Origin of the sequence: Serratia plymuthica (assembly GCF_018336935.1) — a bacterium.
Lineage (GTDB): Bacteria > Pseudomonadota > Gammaproteobacteria > Enterobacterales > Enterobacteriaceae > Serratia > Serratia plymuthica_B.
In genome coordinates this window covers 1,622,752-1,646,747 of sequence record NZ_CP068771.1, presented here as the reverse complement: position 1 = coordinate 1,646,747, position 23,996 = coordinate 1,622,752, and the positions used below count along the sequence as shown (strand labels likewise).

The window sequence follows — 23,996 nt, the reverse complement described above, 5'->3', positions numbered from 1 at the left end:
ATGACAAGACCGTGTTTGAGAAGCCATTGACCCCGCTCTGCGGGGGTTTTTTTGCCCTTTTAATCTTTCGTGGAAGAAAAAGGCTGCATAAACAGGAAGGTACAGGGTTTGCTTTGGTGCTGATTGATCAAGGGTACCAGCCGCGTGAAATGTTCGGTTTGGCAATGTACATCCAACGCAGCCCGGTCGGGCCACTCCTCGACAAAAATAAAATGCCCTGGGTCCTGGTGATCGATAAACAGTTCATAGGAGAGGCAAAGCGGCTCCCGCCGGGTTTTCTCCACCAGTTCCCGATACAGCGGCATCACCGTTTCAACACAATCGATCTTGATAAAATCCTCGGCTATCACCTTTAGCATGGCGCCTTGTTCCTTTCAGCGTATCTATCATGTGGGCCCACTGTACCGCGAATCTTTACCCTTTTCCCGATGATCCCGCCCTGCCGATAGCGCAAGCTATCGGGTAAAACGTCGTTCCTTGCCCAATATTTAACCTTTATTGAAGCGGGCAATGTGACACTGGTCCTCAGACACATTTTATGAGGATTTTTTATGGCGGAATGGACCCATATTATCGCCAAATACAGCCCGGAACCGGGCTTTCTGCTGCTGATCATCTTTCTGTTTTCGTTCGGCAAGTCGGTTATTTTCATTTCTTCGCTGCTGCCGCCGGCGTCGATTACCCTGATGCTGGGCATTGTCGCCGGCAAACCGGTGCTGGCCGACGGTTACGTCTGGGGGGCGATTGCTTTGGGTGCGCTGCTCGGTTCCATTTTATCTTTCCATTGCGGCGCATTGCTCCAGGGCCGCGCCCCCGGGAAGTGGTTGCCGGCCAGATATCACGGCACGTTGCACAAGGCCAAGTCAGCCTTGCAACAAAAGGGCGTGGCGCTATTGTTTATCTCGCGTTTTTTGGCCGTGATGCGCTACACCGTGCCTTTGGTCGCCGGCATGATTTCGCTGCCGCGCAAGCAGGTCTACTGTGCCAGCGCGCTCTCCGCCGGGATTTGGGCGGTGGCGCTGATGTCCGTTGGTCAGCTACTGTAAACGGCGATCGCCTTTCTACCACGCCCCAAAAGAGCGCTGCGATAAGCCCTAAGGGGTTGAATGATGCAGTATAATAATGTTTATGCGAGCTTCACATGAAGCTCCTCAGCACTTAAGGGAATAAAATGCCTCTCCTGCGAATCGCCACCACCGCCCTCCTGGCAGCGTTCAGCTTGACCGCATGCAACAGCAAATATGTTGCTCGGGTTTACCCTGAGCCAAAACGCACCGGCGTCGCGATCACGGATTATTACCACGATGTGTCCAACGCAATACTTATGGAAACGATCATAAAGGATAACTATTACGGGCAAGAATGCAGTATGTCCATATCCCTGAACCGCCAGGGTAAGGTCACCGACATCAATAATGTTGAGGGTTTTAAGCCGCTGTGCGAAGCGGGCATGGCTGCCGTCTTCTCAGCAGAGATCCCGGCACCGCCGGATGAAAAAACCTATGCAACCTTCAAAAAACTCGTGATCGTCTTTCAGCCGCAGCGAACCTGAAATTCGACAAAGCAAATGCCCTCAGACAAGGAGCCACAGCGACGCAAAGGCAGCAACCTCCGTTTTCAAAACCTGGACACACCGCCTGTAGGGCGAATTCTGACAGGGTTTCCATTATCAATTTTGCTGGATAGTGGGGATTGGGGGTCGACAGAAGGGGGCGAAGATAGACTCTTGCTGCGCCAGATCACCTTTCTGAACATAGATGGCAAATCGGTACGATTTTTTCATATCGCGACACAAAGACGACACGACAGAGAGAACAAGGAATCAAGAAGCTGTTGTAACCACATGTTTTTGTTGGTGGGTCGTACAGGGTTCGAACCTGTGACCAATTGATTAAGAGTCAACTGCTCTACCAACTGAGCTAACGACCCAACGGGTTAAATTATTCGCCTCTCCGTAATCAATGTCAAACGCTTACACTCATTACTTTTTCTCATGCGACATTTTCAACCCTCTGTTTTATCAACAAGATAAGGCCGCTTAGGGCTATTAATCTGCTAACGCGAGGAGTAATCTTCCGCCCCCAAGACGTCCGATTTGCCTCCTCGTGTAAAGAATAATCGACTTTTATCCCTCGTATAAATGTTGTAAACATGTTGCACAAAGGTGGCGTTATTGCACTACCTTACTAAAGCCGGGCAACCGGATAATCGTATAAAAAAGAGCCACTTCAGAGCTCACTATTTCACCCATGACAGGTAAAACAGGACATCATAAGATGGTAGATCACTCTAAAATAGTCACGGACGCGACGCCTGCGTCAGAAGATCATCTACGGCGAAACCTAACTAACCGACATATTCAACTGATCGCCATCGGCGGCGCTATCGGCACGGGTCTGTTTATGGGATCCGGTAAAACCATCAGTCTGGCCGGGCCTTCCATCATCTTCGTGTACATGATCATCGGCTTTATGCTGTTTTTCGTGATGCGCGCCATGGGCGAGCTGCTGCTCTCCAACCTGGAATACAAATCCTTCAGCGATTTCGCCGCCGATCTGCTCGGCCCCTGGGCCGGTTTCTTTACCGGCTGGACTTACTGGTTCTGCTGGGTCGTCACCGGTATCGCCGACGTGGTGGCGATCACCGCTTATGCCCAGTTCTGGTTCCCCGGGTTGTCGCAGTGGATCGCCTCTTTGTTGTGCGTGTTACTGCTGCTGGGTCTGAACCTGGCGACGGTGAAGATGTTTGGCGAGATGGAATTCTGGTTTGCGATGATTAAAATCGTCGCCATTGTCGGGTTGATCATCGCCGGGCTGGTGATGATCGCCATGCAGTTCCAGTCCCCTACCGGCACCGTCGCGTCGTTCTCACACCTGTGGAATGACGGCGGCATGTTCCCGAAAGGCATCAGCGGCTTTTTCGCCGGCTTCCAGATCGCGGTGTTCGCCTTTGTCGGCATCGAGCTGGTGGGCACCACCGCGGCTGAAACCAAAGATCCGGAAAAAGTGCTGCCGCGCGCCATCAACTCCATTCCGATCCGCATCATCATGTTCTACGTGTGTGCGCTGATCGTGATTATGTCGGTCACGCCGTGGAATTCTGTGGTTGCCGATAAAAGCCCGTTCGTTGAACTGTTCGTGCTGATCGGCCTGCCGGCCGCGGCCAGCGTAATCAACTTCGTGGTGCTGACCTCCGCCGCCTCTTCCGCCAACAGTGGGGTGTTCTCCACCAGCCGCATGCTGTTCGGCCTGGCGCAGGAAGGCGATGCGCCGAAGTCGTTCGCCAACCTGTCCAAGCGGGCGGTGCCGGCTAACGGCCTGACCTTCTCCTGCATCTGTCTGCTGGGCGGTGTGGTGCTGATTTACCTGATCCCGAACGTAATGACGGTGTTTACGCTGGTGACCACCGTCTCCGCCATTCTGTTCATGTTTGTCTGGACCATTATCCTGTGTTCTTACCTGGTTTACCGTAAGCAACGCCCGGCGCTGCACCAGAAATCGATCTACAAGATGCCGGCCGGTAAGCTGATGTGCTGGGTGTGCATGGCGTTCTTCGTGTTTGTGCTGGTGCTGCTGTCGCTGCGCGATGACACTCGCCAGGCGCTGATCGTCACGCCGCTGTGGTTTGTGGTGCTCGGTTTGTCTTACGTGTTCCTGCGCAAGAAAAAAACCGCCTAAAAGCAACGGGGGGATAATCGCTTATCCCCCTGCATTGCCCCTCTTTAGACGATTAACGCGGGCGTATCCCGTCGATAATCACCCGCTGCACGTTTTCCACCGTCTGCTGAAAGAACGCCTCATCATCGAGCGTTTTGCCGGTCACCGCCTCTACCTGCACCCAAAAATCGGCATAGTGCTGGGTGGTTGCCCACAGCATAAAGATCAGATGATGCGGCTCCACCGCCGCGATATGGCCTTCGGCGATCCAGCGCTCAATCATCGCGGACTTCTCGTCCACCAGCGCCTTCAACCCGCCCTGCAACTCCAGTTTCAGCAACGGCGCGCCCTGGATCATCTCCAGACAGAACAGCCGCGAAGCCTGCGGGTGATGGCGGGACACGTCCAATTTCAGGCGGATATATTCACGAATGGCCTGCAAGGGTTCCTGATCGGCGCGCAGCGCTTTCAGCGGCGCCAGCCACACGTCGAGGATGCCTTTCAGCACCGCAACGTACAGCTCTTCTTTCGAAGGGAAATAATACAGCAGATTGGTTTTGGACACGTCGGCGCGCTCCGCCACCTGATCCAGACTGGTGCCGTGAATACCGTACAGCGAGAAAAACTCCAGTGCCGCATCCATGATAGTGCTGCGTTTTGCGGCCACCGCGCGCGAACGGCGCGTAGGCGGTTTAACGGGTTGTTGCTTCACTGCAGCTCCTTGGCGCCACCTGATTCGGCCACCAGCATAACAAAGCCACTGAGTGAAACCCACGCATTTACCTACCCCTTTCGGGGGATTTTTTGCACCTTTTACGGGCAACTGCGCCTGATTTTTGTGCACATATTTTTTACCAAATGGTCTATTTTGGACCATTCACTCAACAACCCGATCACATGAAAACATCAATTAATTGATAAATATACCTTTTTAAAAACTGGCACCCCGTTTGCAATACCCTGACAAGCGCCGCGCAATTTGGAACCCGCAGGAAGCATTCAAGCAGCGCGTGAACCGTCCCATTCGCAGACCCGAGGTGTTCAAATGAAAATTGGCGTATTTATCCCGATCGGCAACAACGGCTGGCTGATTTCCAGCAATGCTCCGCAATACAAACCGACGTTTGAACTCAACAAAACCATCGTGCAGAAGGCCGAGCATTACAATTTCGATTTCGCCCTGTCGATGATCAAACTGCGCGGCTTCGGCGGCAAAACCGAATTTTGGGATCACAACCTGGAGTCCTTCACCCTGATGGCCGGGCTGGCCGCAGTCACCTCGCGCATCAAGATCTACGCCACCGCAGCGACCCTGACCATGCCGCCGGCGATCGTCGCGCGGATGGCCTCCACCATCGACTCCATTTCCAACGGGCGCTTTGGCCTGAACGTGGTGACCGGCTGGCAAAAACCGGAATACGAGCAGATGGGCATGTGGCCGGGCGACGATTACTTCGGCCGCCGTTACGACTATCTGGCGGAATACGTGAAGGTGCTGCGCGATCTGTGGGGCACCGGCAAGTCCGATTTCAAAGGCGAGTTCTTCCAGATGGACGATTGCCGCGTCAGCCCGCAGCCGCAGGCGGACATCAAGGTCATCTGCGCCGGGCAGAGTGACGCCGGCATGGCCTTCTCGGCCAAATACGCCGATTACAACTTCTGTTTCGGCAAGGGCGTCAACACCCCTACCGCCTTCGCACCGACGGCAGCACGGCTGAAAACCGCCGCCGACACCGAAGGCCGCAGCGTCGCCTGCTATGTGCTGTTCATGATCATCGCCGATGAGACCGACGAGGCCGCCCGCGCCAAATGGGAAAGCTATAAAGCCGGCGCCGACACCGAAGCGCTGGCCTGGCTGACCGAGCAAAGCGGCAAGGACACTAAATCCGGCGCCGACACCAACGTGCGCCAGATGGCGGACCCGACCTCGGCGGTCAACATCAATATGGGTACGCTGGTCGGTTCCTACGCCAACGTGGCGCGCATGATGGATGAGATCGCTACCGTGCCCGGTACCGAAGGCGTGCTGCTGACCTTCGATGACTTCGTGAAAGGGGTGGAAGACTTCGGCGAGCGCATTCAGCCGCTGATGAAAAGCCGCGCCGACGTTTGCCCAACAACCGCTGAAAGCCGTGAGGTAGCCTGATGAAAATTGTTGAAAACCAGCCGGTGGTGCGCCGCCAGTCGCCGGAAACCGGCGCCACAGTCACCTTGCCCGCTCGCCCTGAGGCCATCGCCTTTGCGCCGCAGGAAACCGCGCTGATCGTGGTCGATATGCAAAATGCCTACGCCTCGCAGGGCGGCTATCTCGATCTCGCCGGTTTTGACGTCTCGGCCACCGCGCCGGTGATCGCCAATATCAAACGCGCCATCAGCGCCGCGCGCTCCGCCGGTATCCGGGTGATCTTTTTCCAGAACGGCTGGGACAATCAGTATGTCGAAGCCGGCGGCCAGGGTTCGCCCAACTGGCATAAATCCAACGCGCTGAAAACCATGCGCAAGCGCCCGGAGCTGATGGGCAAGCTGCTGGCCAAGGGCGACTGGGACTACGATCTGGTGGATGAACTGCAGCCGCAGCCAGGCGATATCGTGATCCCGAAACCACGCTACAGCGGCTTCTTCAATACCCAACTCGACAGCCTGTTGCGCTCCTACGGCATTCACCATTTGGTGTTTACCGGCATCGCCACCAACGTCTGCGTGGAATCCACATTGCGCGACGGCTTCTTCCTCGAATATTTCGGCGTGGTGCTGGCGGACGCCACTCACCAGGCCGGGCCGCAGTTTGCCCAGCAGGCGGCGCTGTACAACATCGAAACCTTTTTTGGTTGGGTATCGGACGTCGACAGTTTCTGCGACGCGCTCATCGCCCCACTCAGCCAAACGGCATGAGTTTTGCCTGCGTTACCCTTTAATCATTCATCAGGAGCAAGACTATGCCAAAAACCATCATTACGCCGCCGGGCACCGGCAAACCGCTGGCACCGTTCGTCCCCGGCACGTTGGCCGATGGCGTGGTTTACGTCTCGGGCACGCTGGCGTTCGATAAAGACAATAACGTGGTACACGTCGGCGATGCGGCAGCGCAAACCCGTCACGTGCTGGAAACCATTAAAAGCGTGATCGAAACCGCCGGCGGCAGCATGGATGACGTGACCTTTAACTCGATCTTCCTCACCGACTGGCAAAACTATGCCGCCATCAATCAGGTCTATGCGGAGTATTTTCCTGGCGACAAACCGGCGCGCTACTGCATTCAGTGCGGGTTGGTGAAACCGGACGCACTGATTGAAATTGCCACCGTGGCCCATATCGGCCGATGACCCCTTATCCGCAGAGGATCGAGAATGTACTTTGAGATTTTGGGAAAAGACACCCCGCTCACCCCCACCCTGGTGCTCTCTGCCGGTCTGGGCGGCGCAGGCAGTTTCTGGCAACCGCAGATTGAAGCGCTGAGCGAGCATTTCCGGGTGGTGGTTTACGATCACCAGGGCACCGCCCGCAGCCAAGGCGAAGTGCCGGCCGGCTATAGCATGGCCGATATGGCTGATGAGGTGGCGCAGTTGCTGCGCTCGATTGGCGTTGAAAGCTGTTATTTCGTCGGCCACGCGCTTGGCGGCATGATTGGCCTGCAACTGGCGCTCACGCACCCTCAGTTGGTCGCAAAACTGGTGGTGGTTAATGGCTGGACGACGCTGGACAGCCAGACCCGACGCTGCTTCAAAGTGCGCCAGGACCTGCTGCTCAACAGCGGCGTGGAAGCCTACGTGCGCGCCCAGCCGCTGTTCTTGTTCCCCGCCGACTGGTTGTCGCGGCACGAAGCGCTGCTGGACGAGGAGTTGGCGCATCAGGTGGCGCATTTCCAGGGAACAGAAAACCTGTTACGCCGCCTGAGTGCGCTGATGAACACCGATTTCCGCCCGCACCTGGCGGACATCTCCACCCCGACGCTGGCGCTGTGCTCCCGCGACGATCTGCTGGTGCCTTACCACTGCTCGCATCAGTTGGCGGAGAACCTGCCGTTCGGCGAACTGGCGCAGATGGCGTACGGCGGCCATGCCATGAGCGTGACGGATGCCGACAACTTTAACCGCATCCTGCTCGGTTGGCTGCTGAAAACCGACGGCCAGTCGTCTGCCTGCAGCCCTGCGGACGCCCAGCTTGAGCCCACAGGACTGAAACACTGAGTTCAACCGCCTGGCCCTTCACTGTGGGCCAGCCACAGGAGAAAAGTATGCAAACCCTTCTTGCCAGCGCGCCACTTGTGCCACAGGGCGTAGAAAAACAGGACTTTCGCGACGCGATGGCGCGCCTGGGTTCGGCCGTGAATATCATTACCACCGACGGCCCGGCCGGCCGGGCCGGGTTTACCGCCTCTGCGGTATGCAGCGTTACCGATACGCCCCCGACGCTGCTGGTGTGCCTGAACCGCTCCGCATCGGTGTATTCGGTGTTCAAGCAAAACCAGACGCTGTGCGTCAATACGCTGGCGGCGGAACACGAGTCGCTGTCGAATCTGTTTGGCGGTAAAACGCCGATGGACATGCGTTTTTCCGCCGCCCGTTGGTCCACGCTGGCAACCGGCTCCCCCATTCTGCATGGCGCAGTGGTCTCTTTCGATTGCCGGATTAGCCAAATTGTCAGCGTCGGCACCCATGACATTCTGTTCTGTCAGGCGGTGGCGCTGGCGCGTAATGACGAAAGCCACGGGCTGGCTTACTTCGATCGCCGCTACCACCCGTTATTGAAACAATGATTTGCCGATAATGCCGTAACGCGCACTCACCTGCGCCCCTAACCTGCCCCCCTGTTTTGGAGATGACGATGGCGAATACCTGGTTTCCCCAATGGCGCATGAAGCAAGGCAATCTGGACGGTGCGGTGGTCGCACCCGATGAAAGGCTGCCGCTGGTGCCGACGCTGGTTATGGGCCTGCAACATGCGGTAGCCATGTTTGGCGCCACGGTGCTGATGCCGCTGCTGATGGGCTTTGACGCCAATCTGGCCATATTGATGTCCGGCATCGGCACGCTGCTGTTCTTCCTGGTGGTCGGCGGCCGGGTGCCGAGTTACCTCGGCTCCAGCGCGGCGTTTGTCGGGCTGGTAATCACCCTCACCGGTTACAGCGGCCAGGGCGCGAACCCCAACATTGCGCTGGCGCTGGGCGGTATCATCGCCTGCGGGCTGGTGTATCTGCTGATCGGGTTTGTGGTGATGAGCGTCGGCACCCGCTGGATCGAACGCCTGATGCCGCCGGTGGTGACCGGGGCGGTGGTGATGGCGATTGGCCTGAACCTGGCGCCTATCGCCGTACGCAGCGTTTCGGCGTCCAATTTTGACAGCTGGATGGCGGTGGTCACCATTTTGTGTATCGGTTCGGTGGCGGTATTCACCCGCGGGCTGATGCAGCGACTGCTGATCCTGATTGGACTGATCGCCGCCTATCTGATTTATGTGGTCGTGACCAACGGTTTTGGGCTCGGCAAGCCGGTGGATTACAGCGCGCTGAGCCAGGCGGCCTGGTTTGGTCTGCCGCAGTTCACCGCGCCGGCGTTTAACCTGCACGCCATGCTGTTGATTGCCCCGGTGGCGATCATTCTGGTGGCGGAAAACCTCGGGCATGTGAAAGCGGTCGCAGGGATGACCGGCCAGAATCTTGATCCCTATATCGGCCGCGCCTTTGTCGGCGATGGGCTGGCGACCCTGCTGTCTGGCTCGGTAGGCGGCACCGGAGTCACGACCTATGCTGAAAATATCGGCGTCATGGCAGTAACCAAAATCTACTCCACCCTGGTATTTGTCGCCGCAGCGGCGGTGGCGATTGTTCTGGGCTTTTCACCGAAGTTCGGCGCGCTGATCCACACCATTCCAGGCCCGGTGCTGGGCGGCGCCTCGGTGGTGGTGTTCGGTTTGATTGCCGTCGCCGGCGCGCGCATCTGGGTGCAAAACAAGGTCGATTTGGGCGATAACGGCAACCTGATTATGGTGGCCGTCACACTGGTGCTGGGTGCCGGCGATTTTGCGCTGACCATCGGCAGCTTCACCATGGGGGGCATAGGTACCGCCACCTTCGGCGCCATTATTCTGAATGCGCTGCTGCGCAACCGTAAAATCCTGCCGCTGGCGGACAACGTCGCACGTTGACGCCGAGGCCCGGCCAGCCGTAATGCCGGTCAGTTAAGCCTGACTGGCATTTTTTTCTCCCCTCTCTGTGCGTCTCGTGCAGAAAGCATTGCCGCCAATACTCCGAATTTCTCTGCTGCCGCCGTGGACGGCGGTTTCAGGCGAGACAGGCAGGGACGCCTGTCGCAGCCGGCCGTGATGCGGCGTGACGGAGGGAAGTCGGCGCAGCCAACCTCTGCCGCGCCTTATTCGACCAGCGCCGCTGCCTTGCCTTTGCGGCGAATGCGCAGTTCGCTGACCAGCACACCCAACACGATCAGCCCGCAGCCCAACAGGGCGACCCCCGGTAGACGTTCGCCTGCGATACGCCCGACGATCCCAGCCCAGACCGGTTCACCGGCATAAATGACCGTGGCGCGGGTCGGTGACATGCTGCGCTGCGCCCAGTTCATCGTCAGCTGAATCATAGCGCTGGCAATGCCCAGCCCTATCGCGCTGTACAGCAGATAACCGGTGTACGGCGGCAACGCCTCACCGGTCGGTACCATCATCAGGAACGAGGCCAGCGATGCCGTCGCCAGCTGTACCACCGTCACCCGTCTGATGTTCACCTTACCGGCATAGGCGCCAATCAAAATGATCTCGGCCGCCATGCCCAGCGTGCCGATCAATGTCAGTATCTCGCCGGTGCTGAGCGTCATATCCGCACTGCTCGGCGCGGCCAGCAGCATCAGGCCGGTGAACGCCAGCAGAACGCCTACCCACGACATCAGGCTGGGAAAACGCCCCAGCACCAGCCACTGTAACAACGGCACCATCGGCACATACATGGCGGTTATAAATGCCGACTGGCTACTGCTGATCGTTTGCAACCCAACGGTTTGCAGGCCGTAGCCAAACATGATGGCAATGCCGATAAACACGCCCGCTTTCAGTTCATACCAGGTTAACCCGCGCAGGGTGCGCAGAGAGAACAGCGTCAGCACCAACGTGGCGGCGGCAAAACGCAGCCCGACGAAAAAGAACGGCCCGCTGACCTGCATGGCGTGATGCACCGCCAAAAAGGTGCCGCCCCAGATCATGGTGATGAAAATCAGCACCGCTTCCTGAAGTTTAATTTTGGAAATAAGTGTGGAAACAAAAGATTTTTTTACTGCAGACACTGACTTGCCCTTAATGCCGGGTGCAATATAATGCACAGTTCGCACCAGTATGGGGGAATACCTGCAGATGAGCAATATAGTGCACAATGAAAAACATGACGCGCTCAAAGTGCTGCAATATCTGAGCAGCAACCTGCGGGGATACCGCCGGCAAGCCGGGCTAAGTCAAATGGCGCTGGCGGAAAAATCCGGCGTCAGCCGCCGCATGCTGGCCGGGATTGAAGCCGGTGACCGTAATGTCAGCCTGGCGGTGTTGGACAAACTTGCTGAGGCGCTGAATATCGCCTTCACCGATTTGATCCAGGCACCGGAAGCACGCGGCAATCATCTGGTGGGTGAACTGGCCTGGCAGGGGCGCGAGCCGGCAAGCCAGGCGGTGTTCGTCGCCAGCGTGCCCGCACGTCAGCGGGTGGAGCTGTGGGAATGGGCGTTGATGCCGGGCGAACGCTACGATTCGCTGCCGGATGCCGCAGGCTGGAACGAAATTATCTATGTGATCACCGGCAGCCTGACGCTGGTGCTGGAGCAGCAGACCCTGACGCTGGATGCCGGTGAAACCCAGGTGTTCAACAGCGATCAGCACTATGCCTACGTCAACTGCACCGATCGGCCGCTGCGTTTTATCCGCAACGTCACCTTTTAATCATCCAGCGCCGCCACTTCTGGCAGCTCTTCCAACGGCGGCTGGATCCCCTCGGAAATATAGTCTTTGGCGGCGAAAGTGATTTCATCGCCCACGTCGTCCTCCACCACCACATGTTTGATGGCGCCGTCGCTCAGCAATACCCGTTTGATGCCACGAAATGATGTCATTGTTTCCTCCGTTAATGGACCGGACACACTGCAAGTGTAGTTTAGCCCTCGGCGGCCACGGGTGTCACCCGCCTGTCGTGCGCATGTCATGTCGCTGTCGTGGCGGTTGGCTCGACCAACTCCTACAATTGGCCTCAGTGAAGGTTCATTTTGGAGAGCACAATGCAAACATACCGCATCAGGCAATTACGGCTGGAAAAAGGCTGGTCGCAGGAGCAGTTGGCCACCATCGCCGGCCTCAGCACCCGCACCGTTCAGCGCATTGAAAATGGCGAACAGGCCAGCCTGGAGACCCTGACCGCGATTGCCGCGGCGCTGGGGCTGCAGGTGAGCGATCTCAGCCAGCCGGCGCAGCCGGATAACGACAATCAGAGTGAACGGGCTGTTCGCCGACAGGTTGAAGCGGAAGGCAAGCTGCTGCGCATGGCGGTGCGTTTTGCGATCGTCGGTCTGTTTCTGTTTGCCGTTAACTGGTTTACCCATCCGCACTATCTCTGGTCGCTGTGGGCAATTGGCGGCATGAGCCTGGCGGTGATGATGCGGGCCGTACGCACCCTGCTGCTGCCAGAGGTTTTCAGCCGTTGGCAACGGCAGCGGCTGGAGCAAAAGCTCAGGCGTCTGCACTGAGCCTCAGCCAGTCCGCCAGCCGGGCGAGCGCACTGCCCGGCCTGATTTCCTGTGGCGACAACAAACAGTAACCGCTGCCATCCGGCGTAAAGCCAAAAGGCGCGCTCAGCAGGCCCGCAGCCACATCGTCGCGTACCTGCTGCCACGGGCCGATGGCAATCCCCATCCCCGCCACCGCCGCCTGCAGGCTGAAGTAGAAATGGTCAAAACGCTGCTCCGGCCGGCCCGTCAGCGCCACGCCTTGCGCTTGCGCCCATTGCCGCCAGGCGTCGGGACGGGTGGCGGAATGCAGCAGTACCGCATCGTGACTCAACTGCGGTGAGCCGTCGACAAGGGCTACCCAGCGCCGCAGCGTTTCAGGTTTGCACACCGGCCCAACCCGCTCGCGGAACAACGCCAGGCTATGCAGCTTGTCCCCCCAGTCAAAATCGTTGCGACGGATAGCGGCGGTAATGCCGTCATGAAACGAAAATGGCCCGCCACCGGCCACCAGTTGCAGGTTGATTTCCGGATGCGCCTGCTGAAACGCCGGCAGACGCGGGATCAACCAGCGCATCAATAACGTTGGCTCGCACGACAACACCAGCGGCGCGTCCTGCGCATGCTGACGCAGCGTTTGCGCAGTATGATCCAGGATGCCGAATGCTTGCTGAGACGCCTGAAACAGCGTGCGCCCGGCCGGCGTTAAATACACCCGCCGGTGGCGACGCTCGAACAACGCAACGCCCAGCTCATCTTCCAGCGCTCTGACCGCACGGCTGACGGCCCCATGCGTCAGGTTCAGGTTGTTCGCCGCCTGCGTAAAACTTTCCAGTCGCGCAGCGGCTTCAAAGCAGCGCAGCCCGCCCAGTGACAGCGGCCGATGCATTTTGCGTGAGTTTTTCTCACCGATATCGTCAGTTTTCATCGTTTGTCACCGCCGTCTATTCCTCTTATAAATCAGCCACTCTCTTCTGATTTTTTACAGGATAACTATGACTGAACTCCTCGCCGTCGTCACCATCACTTTACTCGCCGTTATCAGCCCCGGGCCGGACTTTGCCATGGTGTCGCGCAACAGCCTGCTCCTTTCCCGCCGCGCCGGGGTGCTGACCGCCTGCGGTATCGGCGCTGGTGTGATAATCCACGTGAGCTATACCCTGGTCGGTGTCGGCGTGCTGATCCAACAGTCGCTGTGGTTGTTTACTCTGCTGAAGGCGATCGGCGCCGCCTATTTGATTTATCTGGGTATCAGCATGCTGCGCCACGCCGGGGCTGCCGCTGCTGCCACTTCCCACGAAGACACCGCCGCCGCCAGTGACTTCGCCGCGCTGAAGATCGGTTTTTTGACCAATGTGCTGAACCCCAAAACCACTATTTTTATCGTCAGCCTGTTCATGCAGGTGGTCAATCCGCAGACGCCGATCAGCGTGCAGATCGGTTATGGGCTGTTTATTGCAGCTGCCCATATTCTCTGGTTTGCCGCCGTAGCGCTGCTGTTTTCCGCGCCGGGCGTCAATACTCGCCTGCTGCGCCTGCGTAAAGGCATCGACAGAGCCTTTGGCGGCCTGCTGATCGCCTTCGGTGCGCTGCTGGCGGTCGCCGGTATCAAATAAGGTTCAAAGATAAGTTCAGTATTCGCTTCTATGCTTATGGGGGCATCTCTTTCAATCACCGAGCGGGGAACGCAACATGGCAAAGGTTTTGGTCCTTTATTACTCAATGTACGGGCATATTGAAACCCTGGCAGAAGCGGTAGCAGAAGGCGCGCGCAGGGTCAGCGGCGTTGAAGTCACCGTGAAGCGGGTGCCGGAAACCATGCCGGCGGACGCTTTCGCCAAGGCCGGCGGCAAAAGCGATCAAAAAGCGCCTGTCGCCACGCCGCAGGAGTTGGCCGATTACGATGGCATTATCTTCGGTACCCCTACCCGCTTTGGCAACATGGCCGGGCAGATGCGTACCTTCCTCGATCAAACCGGGGGCCTGTGGGCTTCCGGCGCGCTGTATGGCAAGGTCGGCAGCGTATTTTCGTCCACCGGTACCGGTGGCGGCCAGGAGCACACCATCACCTCTACCTGGACCACGCTGGCGCACCACGGTTTCATTATCGTTCCGATCGGCTACGCCACCCCTGAACTGTTTGACGTCTCCCACACCCGCGGCGGCACGCCCTACGGCGCGACCACTATCGCCGGTGCTGACGGCTCGCGTCAGCCCAGCCAGGAAGAACTGACCATTGCCCGTTATCAGGGCGAACACGTGGCGAAAATCACCGCCAAGCTGAAAAGTTAAGCATTAACCTCCCGTTATCTCTCCGGTGGGGCCGCGGATTCGTTCGGCCCCATCTTGTTGCCGACCCGCAGCAAGGTTAAAATGCCGCTCAGCCTGCCATTCACTACCTGAACGTCACGGTCGAAATTCGTTCTGCCCGTCTATCACCGGCATTGGCCATGATGGCGGGCGTTCTGTTTTTGCGCATAGCGAAGGGAAATAAGTCAGTGTCTAAAGATTTTGATGAACTAATAAGAGACATGGATCTTATTATTGAAAATGTAGACAGTTTCAAGGCTATGGCCCCGCGCGCACCCGAGCCACCCGCTGCGCCGCCGGCAGTCCACCACTACGACTCGTTCTGCGAGAACGTTGCGTTGAAAGTGGTGTTGAAAGTCCTGCTCTCGTCGGTGGATAAAATCGTCAAGGTGCAGATTGCCAATAAGGTCGAGCAGGAGATCGCCCAGATAGAACAGCAGGCAGTTCGCGCCGGCGGAGGGCCGGTGTCGCCTGAAGATCTGGCTCAAATGACGCAATACGTGCGCCGCACCGTAAATAACCTGTTGGAATAGCCGCGCCACGGTTAAAAAACGTACCAACAATCTCAGGCGATATGAATTTTTACGTTTTTTCTATATCGCTTGCCTTATTCTTTATACAACTAAGATAAATTGACTCATTGTCGGCAGGCAATCTGGGCAAAAGCATGGTCAAAACCAAACAAATTCTGGTCGTTATTCATCTTTGCAGTTTCTTGGTTCTTCTTTATAGCCTTTCGATGATCCCTCCACTCCTCATGGCTCTGTTATATAAAGAAAAAAGTTTTTTTTCCTTTTTCTATACGCTGGCGCTCGCAGCCATGCTCGGCGGTATAGGTTGGCTCAGCACCCGCCAGTCCAAGGTACAACTGCGGACACAGGACGGTTTTCTGATTATCGTAATGTTCTGGCTGTTGTTTTCAATCATTAGCGCTTTGCCGTTATGGATGGATGATACTCTGAACATCCGCCTGGTTGACGCCATGTTTGAAGGCGTTTCCGGCATCACCACCACGGGCGCTTCGGTGCTGAACGATGTTTCCGGCGTGCCAAAATCTATCCTCTATTATCGTTCCCAACTCAATTTTATCGGCGGCCTCGGCGTCATCGTGTTGGCGGTGGCTGTCCTGCCCCTTCTGGGGATCGGTGGTGCCAAACTCTACCAGTCGGAAATGCCTGGCCCGTTTAAAGAAGAACGCCTGACTCCGCGTCTGGCCGATACCTCGAAAAATTTGTGGTTAATCTATCTCGGTTTAGGGCTGGCCTGCACGGTCGCGTTTCGCCTTGCGGGTATGCCATGGTTTGACGCGTTATGTCATGGACTTTCCACCGTTTCACTAGGCGGATTTTCTACGCGCAACGAGAGCCTGGGTTATTACGACAACCCGGCAGTGGAAATGGTCGGCGGCATCTTCTCTATTCTGGCGGCGGTAAATTTCACTTTGTATTTCGTCGCCATCGGACACCGCAGTCTGAAGCCGCTGTATCAAAATCCTGAATTACGTTTCTTCCTGCTGATCCTGTCGATTATCGTGGCTATCGTTTGCATCGAGCTATACAGATCAGATATGTATGGCGCCAAAGATGCCTTTGTACATGGTTTTTTCCTCACCAGCTCAATGATGACCGACAACGGTCTGGCCATCGCTGATTATGCTCGGATACCCTCTAATACCATTATGCTATTGCTGGCGATGAGTTTTTTCGGCGGTTGCGTTGGTTCGACCTGCGGTGGCATTAAAGCGCTGCGTTTTCTGATTATGTATAAGCAAAGCAGGCACGAGATCAACCAATTGGTTCATCCCAATGCTATTTTTACCATCAAGGTCGGTAATGCGCCGATCCAGGATCGGGTACTGCGTTCGGTATGGAGTTTCTTCTTTCTCTACGTCTTCTTCAGTTGTTTTTTCATCTGGCTGCTTAACCTTATGGGCTACGACATGGTCACGTCTTTTGCCACCGTCGCCGCCTGCATCAACAATATGGGGTTGGGGTACGGTGAAACCGCTGCCGGATTCGGCATGCTCAGCGACCCGGCCAAATGGTTAATGTGCTTCGCTATGCTGCTGGGGCGTCTTGAGATCTACCCCATGCTGATTCTCTGTTCGCGAGCCTTTTGGCGTTTTTGAGCCATGAGCCGGTAAGGGCAGGTCTTTTTGAGTGGATTTCGCTGTATCACCGGTAGCACATTCACAACCTGAATGTGTTGCATTGTTGTATTCGTTTCACTGATATAAGTTAAAAACACTGTAAATAAATACAGTATATTTTAACTTATTGAGGACATGAATATGCGCTTTAACAAGGTGTTAGCCCTGGCCGCCCTGCTGTTTGCCGCTCAGGTTTCGGCTGAAACACTCGAATCCATCGACAACTGCGCGGTAGGTTGCCCGACCGGTGGCAGCAGCAACGTATCTATCGTTCGCCATGCTTATACCCTGAACAATAACAGCAGCACCAAGTTCGCCAACTGGGTGGCTTACCACATCACCAAGGACACGCCGGCCAGCGGCAAGGATCGCAACTGGAAAACCGACCCGGCGCTGAACCCGGCAGATACGCTGGCACCGGCGGATTACACCGGCGCCAATGCGGCGCTGAAAGTGGACCGCGGGCATCAGGCGCCGCTGGCCTCGCTGGCGGGGGTGTCTGACTGGGAGTCGCTGAACTACCTTTCCAACATCACGCCACAGAAAGCCGATCTGAACCAGGGATCCTGGGCGCGGCTGGAAGATCAGGAACGCAAGCTGATTGACCGGGCGGATATCAGTTCGGTGTATACCGTCACCGGCCCGCTGTATGAACGTGATATGGGGAAACTGCCGGGCACCCAAAAAGCGCACACTATCCCCAGCGCCTACTGGAAGGTGATTTTTATCAACAACAGCCCGGAAGTGAACCACTACGCCGCGTTTCTGTTTGATCAAAACACCCCGAAAAGTGCCGATTTCTGCCAGTACCGCGTAACGGTCAGCGAGATCGAGAAGCGTACCGGGTTGATTATCTGGGCAGGTCTGCCGGAGGATGTGCAGGCTTCGCTGAAGAGCAAGCCAGGGGTGCTGCCGGAGCTGATGGGTTGCAAGAGCTAAAACCAACAACCCCGCGCTCTAAGGGGGCGGGGTTATCACCGGGTGCTGTCTATACCGGGAGCGAGTTATTGCGTCTGATTTTCCACGCGCGTAATCCCATGTTTCTTCATGACGTCTTCCATGGTCAGATTTTCATCCTCTGGCGTTTCGTCAATGACGACATTTTCCGGGCGAACATAAGGCTTGGTCGCACGCTTGAACATCCACCACCAAACGAACACCAGGAACGCCCCGGACTTCAGAAAAATCATGGTCCATAACGCCACTTGATACCAGTTCATCTCTATCTCCATGAAAGCGTTAAGCGCAATCGCATCGCTCTATTTTAACCTTTGCACTGCCCTGATCAAGCGTTGGCGGCGCATCTGCCGGGGATGACATCGAACAGTTTGGGGAAAAAACGATATAACAGTTTGCTCCGCAGCAGGTGACTGCCCCCACCCGGCGAGCAGATGAGCTCATCATGCGTAACCCTGTTTTTTTGGGCCCTGCCAGCGGGTGTCTACTCCGGCGAGCGTTGTTTGAGCGCGGCATAATGGTCGCCAAGCTGCTTCAGATGAATTTCTACCTGAACCAGCTCGGCAGCAGACAGCAGCGGCCCTGCCGGGGTGTGCGCCAATATTCGCAACTGCTCTTCGACCGGCGTGGCACGGTTAAACGACTGCATGGCGGTGAATACGACTGATTTCAGTTCGCTGACCGTCATGTATTTTCCCTTCTGTTCATCCAACCTCTCCAGCCTGTCGCTGAGTTGCTGTAGCGTCGTCATCCCCTGATGCCAGCCATTCAGTTTTTCAGCCGGCAGCACGCTGCCGTTAAGCCGTTGCCGCCACTGCCGTATCAGGGGCTTAGCCTGTTCCGGCCACAGTGTCTGAGCCTGTTCGACCAGTTGACGGCTGTAAGCAATATTCCAGTCAGGTGGCAACTGGCCTAAGCGCACGAGCCGCTGCTGTGTGTCTGCGATAAAGGTTTCCGGCGGAGGAGATTGCTGGCGCAGCGTATCCAGTTGCTCGGGAGTGAGTATTGCAGGCAACGGCGCCAGAGATGCAGCAAGCTGAGTCTGTAACGGGTCAGGTCGATGTAAGGCATGCCAGCACCACGCCGTTGCCGCGCTTACCACCAGCATGGTACACATCCCGGCGGCGAAGGATGTCCAGTTTTTGGCCGGAGCCGGTATTGCCGTCAACACCTCCACCTTCGACTGAGGTTCCGGCTGCGCCACATACTCCCGTTTCACCACGTCAACCGATTCGTTTTTTTCTGAAATCGGCATATCGGATATCGCATCCGCCGTTGTGCCCGCGCTATTCATTACCGAAGCTGGCAACGCTATACCCGGTGGTATAACAGTGGCAGAACCTGAGGAGCCGTCGCTGTTTTCCAGCCGAACGGCACTGTTATGCATCAGAGTACGCAGCGCATCGAGCTGGCTCAGATGCTTGAGTTCCAGGCGCTGCAATACCGCCCCCAGGCGGGTAAGCTGCTGTTCAGCCTGGTAAAGCTGGCTGAGGTTACTGTAATTCAGAGGGATCGTGCGCATCCGTTGCTGTATACGCCGGCTCAAGCCGCTGAGGATTTCCATCCGGGCATGTACCTGTTGCGGCCAGAGCGTAGCCCACTGATGGCTCACCAGTGCTTCCAGTATAGCCAAGCCTTCATTCAGGCCGGACAATCCAGTCAGTTGCGTACGGGTCAAGGTGTACCAGGCCGCCGTCTGCAACTCCACGCCATTTTGTTCAAACAGCGAGAGGCAGAGTTTTTCAGCATAACGCCAGTTCACGTCCGGGCGCGCCGGGTGGGTCAGTTTACCCAACTCGTCACGCAAGGCGGCATAATCCGGCAATGCGCGCGGGTCGCCGCCGGTTTTCAGTTGATTACGATTATTCACGGAGGTTTCCGCCAGGTAAAAGTGAGAAAGACAATGAATAACTGCGGCACAGCCGGCTAGGGAAGCAAGCCTTCCAGCATCCCAAAAAACGCGTCTTCATCGAACGCGTGTTCAGGCCGGGATAGGGTCTCCGGTCGGGCACGGGTCCAGTGCGTGTTGTGGCCTGCACGCATAAACAAACGCCCCAGCGGAGTCACCTTTCCTTCTGCGTAAAGACCCACTTCCACGCAGCCTGTCACGCCATGGCCGTACAAAAACAACGGGGTAAACTTTATCGTCCTGTTTTCGTAGCGCAGCGTTATGCCCGGCACGTCAAAAGCCCCGGCCTCAACCAGCAGGTCGCTGAGTGACACCCTTGAGTTTTCCGGTTGCAGGCCGGTATCGGCCAGCCATCCGACCATGTTTTCCTGAAGCTGCGCCATTCCCTGACGAAACGCAGCAATATCTGCCTGGCTCCGGCTGGTGAAAGAGTGGCCGGAAGACTGCTGCGCCTGAAGTTTTTTAAGAAAGTGTTTTCTTGCTGTCATTCGGTATCGGGCCTCCCTGCTGGATGTTGAAGGTGACTCAGAGTCGGGTTCGGGTGTCGAGGTACTGCTGTTGTTTCAGGTGGCGCAACAACACCCTCCCCTCAGGCATAAATTCGGTGCCGTAGCGCACCAGACCAATACCTTTCAGCTCGGCATCGATGGCGTAACGCAGCTCTCCGGGCTGAACCTGCTCCAGTATCACCACGTCAACGTTTTTCAGACGTGGTTCGTATTTCAGCAAAACGGATGACAGCGAGCCCATCAACTGATGGGCGGTCCCCGGCATCCCCTGCAGGATTTTCGCCATATCAGGCAGGCCGTAATCGGGTAAATGGGCCAGCGTCCCGGCGCGACTGTTGAGGATGCGCTGCATATTGTCCAGCACCGACAGAATGACCTGATTTTCTTCGCTAACCTGATGAAGGCCGAGGCCGCCGGTGAAATTGCCGACCAGCATTTCATACAGCGAAGGGGGGGTATGTCCCTGAGGCATTACTCGTCCTTAGCGGGTAGTAGTGTCAGATGGTTGTTCCCGGCTTCCAGGATGCGCGGCTTATCCGGGTCCAGCTCTTCACGCTCAATCACCCGCTTCCAGGTGTTATTAACCCAATCCGGATGACGGAACAGCCCCGCGACCGCCACAAACTGCGCATCGGTTTCCATGGGCATATTGAGGCTGGCATCGCCGCCCGGTTTTAGCACCACATCGCGGGTGGCCAGCACATCGGCTTGCAGGAGGGTGTCGCCGTCTTTCAGCAGTTGCTGATACACCGCCTTGTCGAAGGTTTGGCGGTCTTTCAACTGGTAAACGCGCACCACAACCGGCTCAGACAGCGAATTGCTCTCGCGGGCATCGGTATTCAGCGCCTCGCGCGCGGTGAAATCCAGATGCAGGACTTTAATTTTCTTGTAAAAAACGGCCTTAAAGGCCGATTTCGTGCCGTCCGTGACGCTCTGCGTCACCCCACAGCCCGTCAGGCTGAACGCCAACAGCGCGAGCGGCCAGCGTGCGGTTTTAGTCAAACTTGTAAGTAACACGGCGGTTTCCTTGTTGTGATGTGGCAGGCTTCATGCCGCTGTAATAGCCCAGTTCCGTCGTAAAGGTCTGCGGGATATCGTCCGGGAATGCGTCACCCTCCGCGCCCAACACACCATTCATCCCCAGCCAGAAAGGGCCATCGCCCAGCGGCGGGACGGTCAGCAGGTGGGTACTGACCCTGAGCTGGATTTTTGCCTTAAACCGCCAGCCCAGATAGACCCGCAGCATCACCAGAAAATCCTGATACAGCAGACTATCCGGCTTCCAGCCCTGCGCTTCCTGCTCGTTATCCGTTGAAAGCGCAATCAGCAACTGGCTGTTGGCATCCATCGCTTCATCACCGAGCGGCATATTGCCATCCAGCAGAAAATCCTCATCACCGTAAAAACCCAGCGGCTGGCTGATTTCCACCGGCCGCAGACAGTACGGACTGACCTGCACCACCGTGTCCGGTGCCAGCAGGCTCACCAGCGCCTGCATCCCTTCCTGGGTTTTGCCGGGCTGACGCAGCACACCCAGCAATGCCAGAAAGCGCGACACCGGCGTGGCAATGTGGTTTGCCGTCCCGGGAATACCCAACCCAACCAAACCCAGCAGCGATTGCGAAATGGCATCGCTCCCACCCGGCTCGAACGTGGCCGGATAAGAATATTTACGCCAGATGCGGTAAAACTGCGTCAGGATGCGGTGGTTGAAGATATCGAGGAATCCCTGCAATGCCTCGTGCCCTTCCCGACGCTGAGTGATGTCATCGAGATAGGCCGTCGGCAGCGGTGAGTCCACACCGTACAGGCCCATGAAGGTGGTCCGAATGACCGGCGGTGTGCTGTCATCTTCTTCATCGTATTCGACGGCTTTCAGCTCACTGGCCGGAAACCCCATCCCCGGATGCGGGCAGAACCGTACCGGGTCGTCTGAGGGATGGCAGGTAGCTCCTATCAAGGCTTTCCCCGGCTGACGCTTCTCCAGCAACTGGCAGAAGCGGTAGAAGTTCATCCGGTGAAGGTCGGCTTCCAGCCGCGGAGTCAGCCGGGAATGCGGCGGTTGTGCTTCTCTTCCCATTCCAGGCGTTCTCCGGTCGGTTGCAGGATGATAATCAGACGGTTAAACAGGTAAATATCGGTATAGAGCGCGAAGAAGCGGCTCAGCATCTCGCCAAACAGGCAAATATCGCCCCGACCGGCAAACCCGTGGCTGTCGAGAGCCACTTCAATCTGCACGCCGCGCACCAGATAGCCCTGCTCGAAGCGCTCGGTTTCGCTGTGCTTCACATCGATAATGGCTTCCAGACGGCGGCGGTTCATTTCACTGTCGGTCCACTCATACAGCGCCAGCGTGCCACGCAGCACGTCGGCGTTATCCATCATCGAGAGGAACCCGCTGCCGAGGTGACTCAGCACGCGCCAGTGAAAGCGGTCCTGCGCGGGCGGATAGCAGGGCAACGTGGGGGCACAGAGATTGCGTACGGCGATGCTGGCCGAGGTGGTTTTCATCACCGTATCAAGCACGGTACTTTGCAACGCACGTCGTGGCAGTTGGCCGTTGGTGCCGGTGAGCGTCAACGACAGACTTTCATCTTCCGGCACGGTGTGATTGTCGAAGGCTTCGCCACCGAGGATCAGCCAGGTGTTATGCAACCCGGAAGGGCCACGGCGCACGCGGGTGTGGTAGTAATACTCCGGCGCTGCGTGGCGCATCATCCCGCCTTTGTGGCGGAAGCTGGAGAACGGCACATAGGTATGCCGACTGGATGACGTCACCGAATCTACGGCGTAAACCTCGGTGTGGCCGTCCTGCACGCGCATCGGGCGCAGCAGGTATTCTGTTTGCAGAGCGTTCAGCGTCAGCGGATCGGACTCCAGCGGGAAGAGGTTGATCACCGGCACGCAGTTAAGGCGCAGGTGCTTTTCGGTAAAGCTGAAGTCATGTTCCCAGCGTTCAGCCAGCACCACATCGATTTCAAACCAGGGGAGCACAGCCGGAAAGGCGACGGTCTCCAGCCCATGCAGGCCAGTGAACATGAATTTCTCGCGGAAGGTGAAGTACTCCAACAGCAGTTGGTAGCCACTGAAACTGCCGCTGCCTTTTGGCCATAAGGTATCGCCGTCGCCAAAGCCCTGAGCGCTGAAATGCCCGTCAAGCGCTCTTCTGTCTATGTCGCCCGGCATCCGCAGCCACATCCGGGCCACATTCAGGGTAAAAGCTTCGTGCATGGCGCAGGCCAGCGGCGCATCGGCGTTGAAGTAAAACGACATACCGCTGAGATCGATACGGCTCCAGTCTGCCAGATGGCTGCAGTTGAAGCGCAGGCTAATGACCGAACGCCCGTCAGGGTCGGTCGACAGGCGGGCGTGCTCCAGCGACAACGGCTGAAGGGTTATCTCTTTGGTGGTGGAATACCGGCAGCGCGTGCCCTTCTCGCCGATCGGCCGCGAGTTCACCTCGAAACCTTTGACGATGCGCATCTGCTCTTTCATTTCGCGCCAGTCGGGGGTGAACTCCACCACCGACATCGACGGAATGGTGCGCAGGTAATGCGGCCATAACAGGCTGACCAGCCCTTCGGTCAGTTCAGGTAAATCATCATCCAGCTTTTCGCGAAGCCGCCCCATCAGGAAGGCAAAGCCCTCGAACAGACGTTCCACGTACGGGTCGCGCGCGCCCGCTTTATCGAGATTGAGCATCGCCGCCTGCTCAGGGTGAGCACGCGCGAACTCTTCGCCGGCTTCCAGCAGGTAGCGCATTTCGGCGTCGTAATAACGCAGGGTTAAGTCGTCCATAGA

General features: G+C 57.1%; 28 protein-coding genes and 1 tRNA gene. 16 read left to right on the top strand and 13 right to left on the bottom strand.

Annotated features, from left to right (window positions below; translation table 11 throughout):
* Nucleotides 1–59 precede the first annotated feature (59 nt).
* On the bottom strand, nt 60–359 hold the full coding sequence (locus JK621_RS07760) for a putative quinol monooxygenase (protein WP_212559308.1): 300 nt from the start codon (nt 357–359) through the stop codon (nt 60–62).
* Nucleotides 360–551: 192 nt separating this feature from the next.
* On the opposite strand from JK621_RS07760, the gene JK621_RS07755 reads away from it, so the two are divergent.
* Both JK621_RS07755 and JK621_RS07750 read left to right on the top strand, forming a co-directional pair.
* Complete coding sequence (locus JK621_RS07755; protein WP_212559307.1) at nt 552–1,046, top strand: DedA family protein; 495 nt, start codon at nt 552–554, stop codon at nt 1,044–1,046.
* Between the two features lie 125 nt (nt 1,047–1,171).
* A complete protein-coding gene (locus JK621_RS07750) occupies nt 1,172–1,552 on the top strand; it encodes a cell envelope integrity TolA C-terminal domain-containing protein (protein WP_212559306.1) in 381 nt (126 codons plus the stop codon).
* 301 nt (nt 1,553–1,853) lie between these two features.
* On the opposite strand, the gene JK621_RS07745 is transcribed toward JK621_RS07750, so the two are convergent.
* A tRNA-Lys gene (locus tag JK621_RS07745) sits at nt 1,854–1,929 on the bottom strand.
* Between the two features lie 347 nt (nt 1,930–2,276).
* On the opposite strand from JK621_RS07745, the gene cycA reads away from it, so the two are divergent.
* Nucleotides 2,277–3,677: a D-serine/D-alanine/glycine transporter gene (cycA, locus tag JK621_RS07740; RefSeq protein WP_212559305.1), complete on the top strand. Its 1,401-nt coding sequence runs from the start codon at nt 2,277–2,279 to the stop codon at nt 3,675–3,677.
* Between the two features lie 52 nt (nt 3,678–3,729).
* On the opposite strand, the gene rutR is transcribed toward cycA, so the two are convergent.
* Nucleotides 3,730–4,368 carry an HTH-type transcriptional regulator RutR gene (gene rutR, locus JK621_RS07735; RefSeq protein ID WP_013812371.1) on the bottom strand — a complete coding sequence of 213 codons (639 nt, stop codon included), beginning with the start codon at nt 4,366–4,368 and terminating at the stop codon, nt 3,730–3,732.
* A 333-nt stretch (nt 4,369–4,701) separates the two neighbouring features.
* On the opposite strand from rutR, the gene rutA reads away from it, so the two are divergent.
* From rutA to rutG, 6 genes are all read left to right on the top strand, one after another.
* Complete coding sequence (rutA, locus tag JK621_RS07730; protein ID WP_212559304.1) at nt 4,702–5,802, top strand: pyrimidine utilization protein A; 1,101 nt, start codon at nt 4,702–4,704, stop codon at nt 5,800–5,802.
* Nucleotides 5,802–6,548, top strand: a complete 747-nt coding sequence (rutB, locus tag JK621_RS07725; RefSeq protein WP_212559303.1) for a pyrimidine utilization protein B — start codon at nt 5,802–5,804, stop codon at nt 6,546–6,548. The genes rutA and rutB overlap by 1 nt, the downstream gene beginning before the upstream one ends.
* Before the next feature lie 44 nt (nt 6,549–6,592).
* Complete coding sequence (rutC, locus tag JK621_RS07720) at nt 6,593–6,979, top strand: pyrimidine utilization protein C (protein WP_004942866.1); 387 nt, start codon at nt 6,593–6,595, stop codon at nt 6,977–6,979.
* A 24-nt stretch (nt 6,980–7,003) separates the two neighbouring features.
* Nucleotides 7,004–7,843, top strand: coding sequence for a pyrimidine utilization protein D (gene rutD / locus JK621_RS07715; protein WP_212559302.1), 840 nt, complete (start codon nt 7,004–7,006; stop codon nt 7,841–7,843).
* A 47-nt stretch (nt 7,844–7,890) separates the two neighbouring features.
* Nucleotides 7,891–8,412 carry an NADH-dependent FMN reductase RutF gene (rutF, locus tag JK621_RS07710; protein WP_212559301.1) on the top strand — a complete coding sequence of 174 codons (522 nt, stop codon included), beginning with the start codon at nt 7,891–7,893 and terminating at the stop codon, nt 8,410–8,412.
* 68 nt (nt 8,413–8,480) lie between these two features.
* Complete coding sequence (rutG, locus tag JK621_RS07705; protein WP_212559300.1) at nt 8,481–9,800, top strand: pyrimidine utilization transport protein G; 1,320 nt, start codon at nt 8,481–8,483, stop codon at nt 9,798–9,800.
* A 224-nt stretch (nt 9,801–10,024) separates the two neighbouring features.
* Here rutG and JK621_RS07700 read toward each other — a convergent pair whose 3' ends face one another.
* Nucleotides 10,025–10,942, bottom strand: coding sequence for a DMT family transporter (locus tag JK621_RS07700; RefSeq protein ID WP_212559299.1), 918 nt, complete (start codon nt 10,940–10,942; stop codon nt 10,025–10,027).
* Between the two features lie 67 nt (nt 10,943–11,009).
* Between JK621_RS07700 and JK621_RS07695 the strand changes: the two genes are divergently transcribed.
* A complete protein-coding gene (locus JK621_RS07695) occupies nt 11,010–11,585 on the top strand; it encodes a helix-turn-helix domain-containing protein (protein WP_212559298.1) in 576 nt (191 codons plus the stop codon).
* Here JK621_RS07695 and JK621_RS07690 read toward each other — a convergent pair.
* The gene (locus tag JK621_RS07690; RefSeq protein WP_212559297.1) at nt 11,582–11,755 is read right to left on the bottom strand and encodes a hypothetical protein; all 174 of its coding nucleotides are present in this window, start codon (nt 11,753–11,755) and stop codon (nt 11,582–11,584) included. The two genes, JK621_RS07695 and JK621_RS07690, sit on opposite strands and share 4 nt — an antisense overlap.
* Nucleotides 11,756–11,917: 162 nt before the next feature.
* Here JK621_RS07690 and JK621_RS07685 point away from each other — a divergent pair, with 162 nt between their 5' ends.
* The gene (locus JK621_RS07685; RefSeq protein WP_212559296.1) at nt 11,918–12,382 is read left to right on the top strand and encodes a helix-turn-helix domain-containing protein; all 465 of its coding nucleotides are present in this window, start codon (nt 11,918–11,920) and stop codon (nt 12,380–12,382) included.
* On the opposite strand, the gene JK621_RS07680 is transcribed toward JK621_RS07685, so the two are convergent.
* On the bottom strand, nt 12,366–13,289 hold the full coding sequence (locus tag JK621_RS07680) for a LysR family transcriptional regulator (protein ID WP_212559295.1): 924 nt from the start codon (nt 13,287–13,289) through the stop codon (nt 12,366–12,368). The two genes, JK621_RS07685 and JK621_RS07680, sit on opposite strands and share 17 nt — an antisense overlap.
* A gap of 67 nt (nt 13,290–13,356) precedes the next feature.
* Here JK621_RS07680 and JK621_RS07675 point away from each other — a divergent pair, with 67 nt between their 5' ends.
* From JK621_RS07675 to JK621_RS07655, 5 genes are all read left to right on the top strand, one after another.
* Nucleotides 13,357–13,977, top strand: a complete 621-nt coding sequence (locus JK621_RS07675; protein ID WP_212559294.1) for a LysE family transporter — start codon at nt 13,357–13,359, stop codon at nt 13,975–13,977.
* A gap of 76 nt (nt 13,978–14,053) precedes the next feature.
* On the top strand, nt 14,054–14,653 hold the full coding sequence (gene wrbA, locus JK621_RS07670; protein WP_212559293.1) for an NAD(P)H:quinone oxidoreductase: 600 nt from the start codon (nt 14,054–14,056) through the stop codon (nt 14,651–14,653).
* Nucleotides 14,654–14,892: 239 nt separating this feature from the next.
* Nucleotides 14,893–15,204, top strand: coding sequence for a hypothetical protein (locus JK621_RS07665; protein ID WP_212559292.1), 312 nt, complete (start codon nt 14,893–14,895; stop codon nt 15,202–15,204).
* 134 nt (nt 15,205–15,338) lie between these two features.
* Nucleotides 15,339–16,799, top strand: a complete 1,461-nt coding sequence (locus JK621_RS07660; protein ID WP_212559291.1) for a TrkH family potassium uptake protein — start codon at nt 15,339–15,341, stop codon at nt 16,797–16,799.
* A gap of 162 nt (nt 16,800–16,961) precedes the next feature.
* Nucleotides 16,962–17,759, top strand: coding sequence for a DNA/RNA non-specific endonuclease (locus tag JK621_RS07655; protein ID WP_212559290.1), 798 nt, complete (start codon nt 16,962–16,964; stop codon nt 17,757–17,759).
* Between the two features lie 65 nt (nt 17,760–17,824).
* Here the strand turns inward: JK621_RS07655 and JK621_RS07650 are convergent, their stop codons facing one another.
* The 7 genes from JK621_RS07650 to tssF all read right to left on the bottom strand — a co-directional run bounded on the left by JK621_RS07650 (nt 17,825) and on the right by tssF (nt 23,993).
* Nucleotides 17,825–18,040 (bottom strand): hypothetical protein, encoded by a 216-nt coding sequence (locus JK621_RS07650; protein ID WP_004942827.1) that lies wholly within the window; start codon nt 18,038–18,040, stop codon nt 17,825–17,827.
* Nucleotides 18,041–18,261: 221 nt separating this feature from the next.
* Nucleotides 18,262–19,647, bottom strand: a complete 1,386-nt coding sequence (locus JK621_RS07645; RefSeq protein ID WP_212559289.1) for a VasL domain-containing protein — start codon at nt 19,645–19,647, stop codon at nt 18,262–18,264.
* A 56-nt stretch (nt 19,648–19,703) separates the two neighbouring features.
* Nucleotides 19,704–20,174 (bottom strand): hypothetical protein, encoded by a 471-nt coding sequence (locus JK621_RS07640; protein WP_212559288.1) that lies wholly within the window; start codon nt 20,172–20,174, stop codon nt 19,704–19,706.
* A gap of 37 nt (nt 20,175–20,211) precedes the next feature.
* Entirely contained in the window at nt 20,212–20,667 is a 456-nt protein-coding gene (gene tssE / locus JK621_RS07635) for a type VI secretion system baseplate subunit TssE (protein ID WP_212559287.1), read from the bottom strand.
* Nucleotides 20,667–21,212: a type VI secretion system lipoprotein TssJ gene (gene tssJ, locus JK621_RS07630; protein ID WP_212559286.1), complete on the bottom strand. Its 546-nt coding sequence runs from the start codon at nt 21,210–21,212 to the stop codon at nt 20,667–20,669. The genes tssE and tssJ overlap by 1 nt, the downstream gene beginning before the upstream one ends.
* On the bottom strand, nt 21,190–22,275 hold the full coding sequence (gene tssG / locus JK621_RS07625) for a type VI secretion system baseplate subunit TssG (RefSeq protein WP_212559285.1): 1,086 nt from the start codon (nt 22,273–22,275) through the stop codon (nt 21,190–21,192). Before tssG ends, tssJ begins: the two co-directional genes overlap by 23 nt.
* A complete protein-coding gene (tssF, locus tag JK621_RS07620) occupies nt 22,239–23,993 on the bottom strand; it encodes a type VI secretion system baseplate subunit TssF (RefSeq protein ID WP_212559284.1) in 1,755 nt (584 codons plus the stop codon). The genes tssG and tssF overlap by 37 nt, the downstream gene beginning before the upstream one ends.
* Nucleotides 23,994–23,996: the final 3 nt, after the last annotated feature.

What these genes read in the sequence shown, in the direction of transcription:
- JK621_RS07760 (WP_212559308.1), bottom strand. Translation starts at nt 359, where the DNA reads ATGCTAAAGGTGATAGCCGAGGATTTTATCAAGATCGATTGTGTTGAA.
- JK621_RS07755 (WP_212559307.1), top strand. Translation starts at nt 552, where the DNA reads ATGGCGGAATGGACCCATATTATCGCCAAATACAGCCCGGAACCGGGC.
- JK621_RS07750 (WP_212559306.1), top strand. Translation starts at nt 1,172, where the DNA reads ATGCCTCTCCTGCGAATCGCCACCACCGCCCTCCTGGCAGCGTTCAGC.
- cycA (WP_212559305.1), top strand. Translation starts at nt 2,277, where the DNA reads ATGGTAGATCACTCTAAAATAGTCACGGACGCGACGCCTGCGTCAGAA.
- rutA (WP_212559304.1), top strand. Translation starts at nt 4,702, where the DNA reads ATGAAAATTGGCGTATTTATCCCGATCGGCAACAACGGCTGGCTGATT.
- rutB (WP_212559303.1), top strand. Translation starts at nt 5,802, where the DNA reads ATGAAAATTGTTGAAAACCAGCCGGTGGTGCGCCGCCAGTCGCCGGAA.
- rutC (WP_004942866.1), top strand. Translation starts at nt 6,593, where the DNA reads ATGCCAAAAACCATCATTACGCCGCCGGGCACCGGCAAACCGCTGGCA.
- rutD (WP_212559302.1), top strand. Translation starts at nt 7,004, where the DNA reads ATGTACTTTGAGATTTTGGGAAAAGACACCCCGCTCACCCCCACCCTG.
- rutF (WP_212559301.1), top strand. Translation starts at nt 7,891, where the DNA reads ATGCAAACCCTTCTTGCCAGCGCGCCACTTGTGCCACAGGGCGTAGAA.
- rutG (WP_212559300.1), top strand. Translation starts at nt 8,481, where the DNA reads ATGGCGAATACCTGGTTTCCCCAATGGCGCATGAAGCAAGGCAATCTG.
- JK621_RS07695 (WP_212559298.1), top strand. Translation starts at nt 11,010, where the DNA reads ATGAGCAATATAGTGCACAATGAAAAACATGACGCGCTCAAAGTGCTG.
- JK621_RS07690 (WP_212559297.1), bottom strand. Translation starts at nt 11,755, where the DNA reads ATGACATCATTTCGTGGCATCAAACGGGTATTGCTGAGCGACGGCGCC.
- JK621_RS07685 (WP_212559296.1), top strand. Translation starts at nt 11,918, where the DNA reads ATGCAAACATACCGCATCAGGCAATTACGGCTGGAAAAAGGCTGGTCG.
- JK621_RS07680 (WP_212559295.1), bottom strand. Translation starts at nt 13,289, where the DNA reads ATGAAAACTGACGATATCGGTGAGAAAAACTCACGCAAAATGCATCGG.
- JK621_RS07675 (WP_212559294.1), top strand. Translation starts at nt 13,357, where the DNA reads ATGACTGAACTCCTCGCCGTCGTCACCATCACTTTACTCGCCGTTATC.
- wrbA (WP_212559293.1), top strand. Translation starts at nt 14,054, where the DNA reads ATGGCAAAGGTTTTGGTCCTTTATTACTCAATGTACGGGCATATTGAA.
- JK621_RS07665 (WP_212559292.1), top strand. Translation starts at nt 14,893, where the DNA reads ATGGATCTTATTATTGAAAATGTAGACAGTTTCAAGGCTATGGCCCCG.
- JK621_RS07660 (WP_212559291.1), top strand. Translation starts at nt 15,339, where the DNA reads ATGGTCAAAACCAAACAAATTCTGGTCGTTATTCATCTTTGCAGTTTC.
- JK621_RS07655 (WP_212559290.1), top strand. Translation starts at nt 16,962, where the DNA reads ATGCGCTTTAACAAGGTGTTAGCCCTGGCCGCCCTGCTGTTTGCCGCT.
- JK621_RS07650 (WP_004942827.1), bottom strand. Translation starts at nt 18,040, where the DNA reads ATGAACTGGTATCAAGTGGCGTTATGGACCATGATTTTTCTGAAGTCC.
- JK621_RS07640 (WP_212559288.1), bottom strand. Translation starts at nt 20,174, where the DNA reads ATGACAGCAAGAAAACACTTTCTTAAAAAACTTCAGGCGCAGCAGTCT.
- tssE (WP_212559287.1), bottom strand. Translation starts at nt 20,667, where the DNA reads ATGCCTCAGGGACATACCCCCCCTTCGCTGTATGAAATGCTGGTCGGC.
- tssG (WP_212559285.1), bottom strand. Translation starts at nt 22,275, where the DNA reads ATGGGAAGAGAAGCACAACCGCCGCATTCCCGGCTGACTCCGCGGCTG.
- tssF (WP_212559284.1), bottom strand. Translation starts at nt 23,993, where the DNA reads ATGGACGACTTAACCCTGCGTTATTACGACGCCGAAATGCGCTACCTG.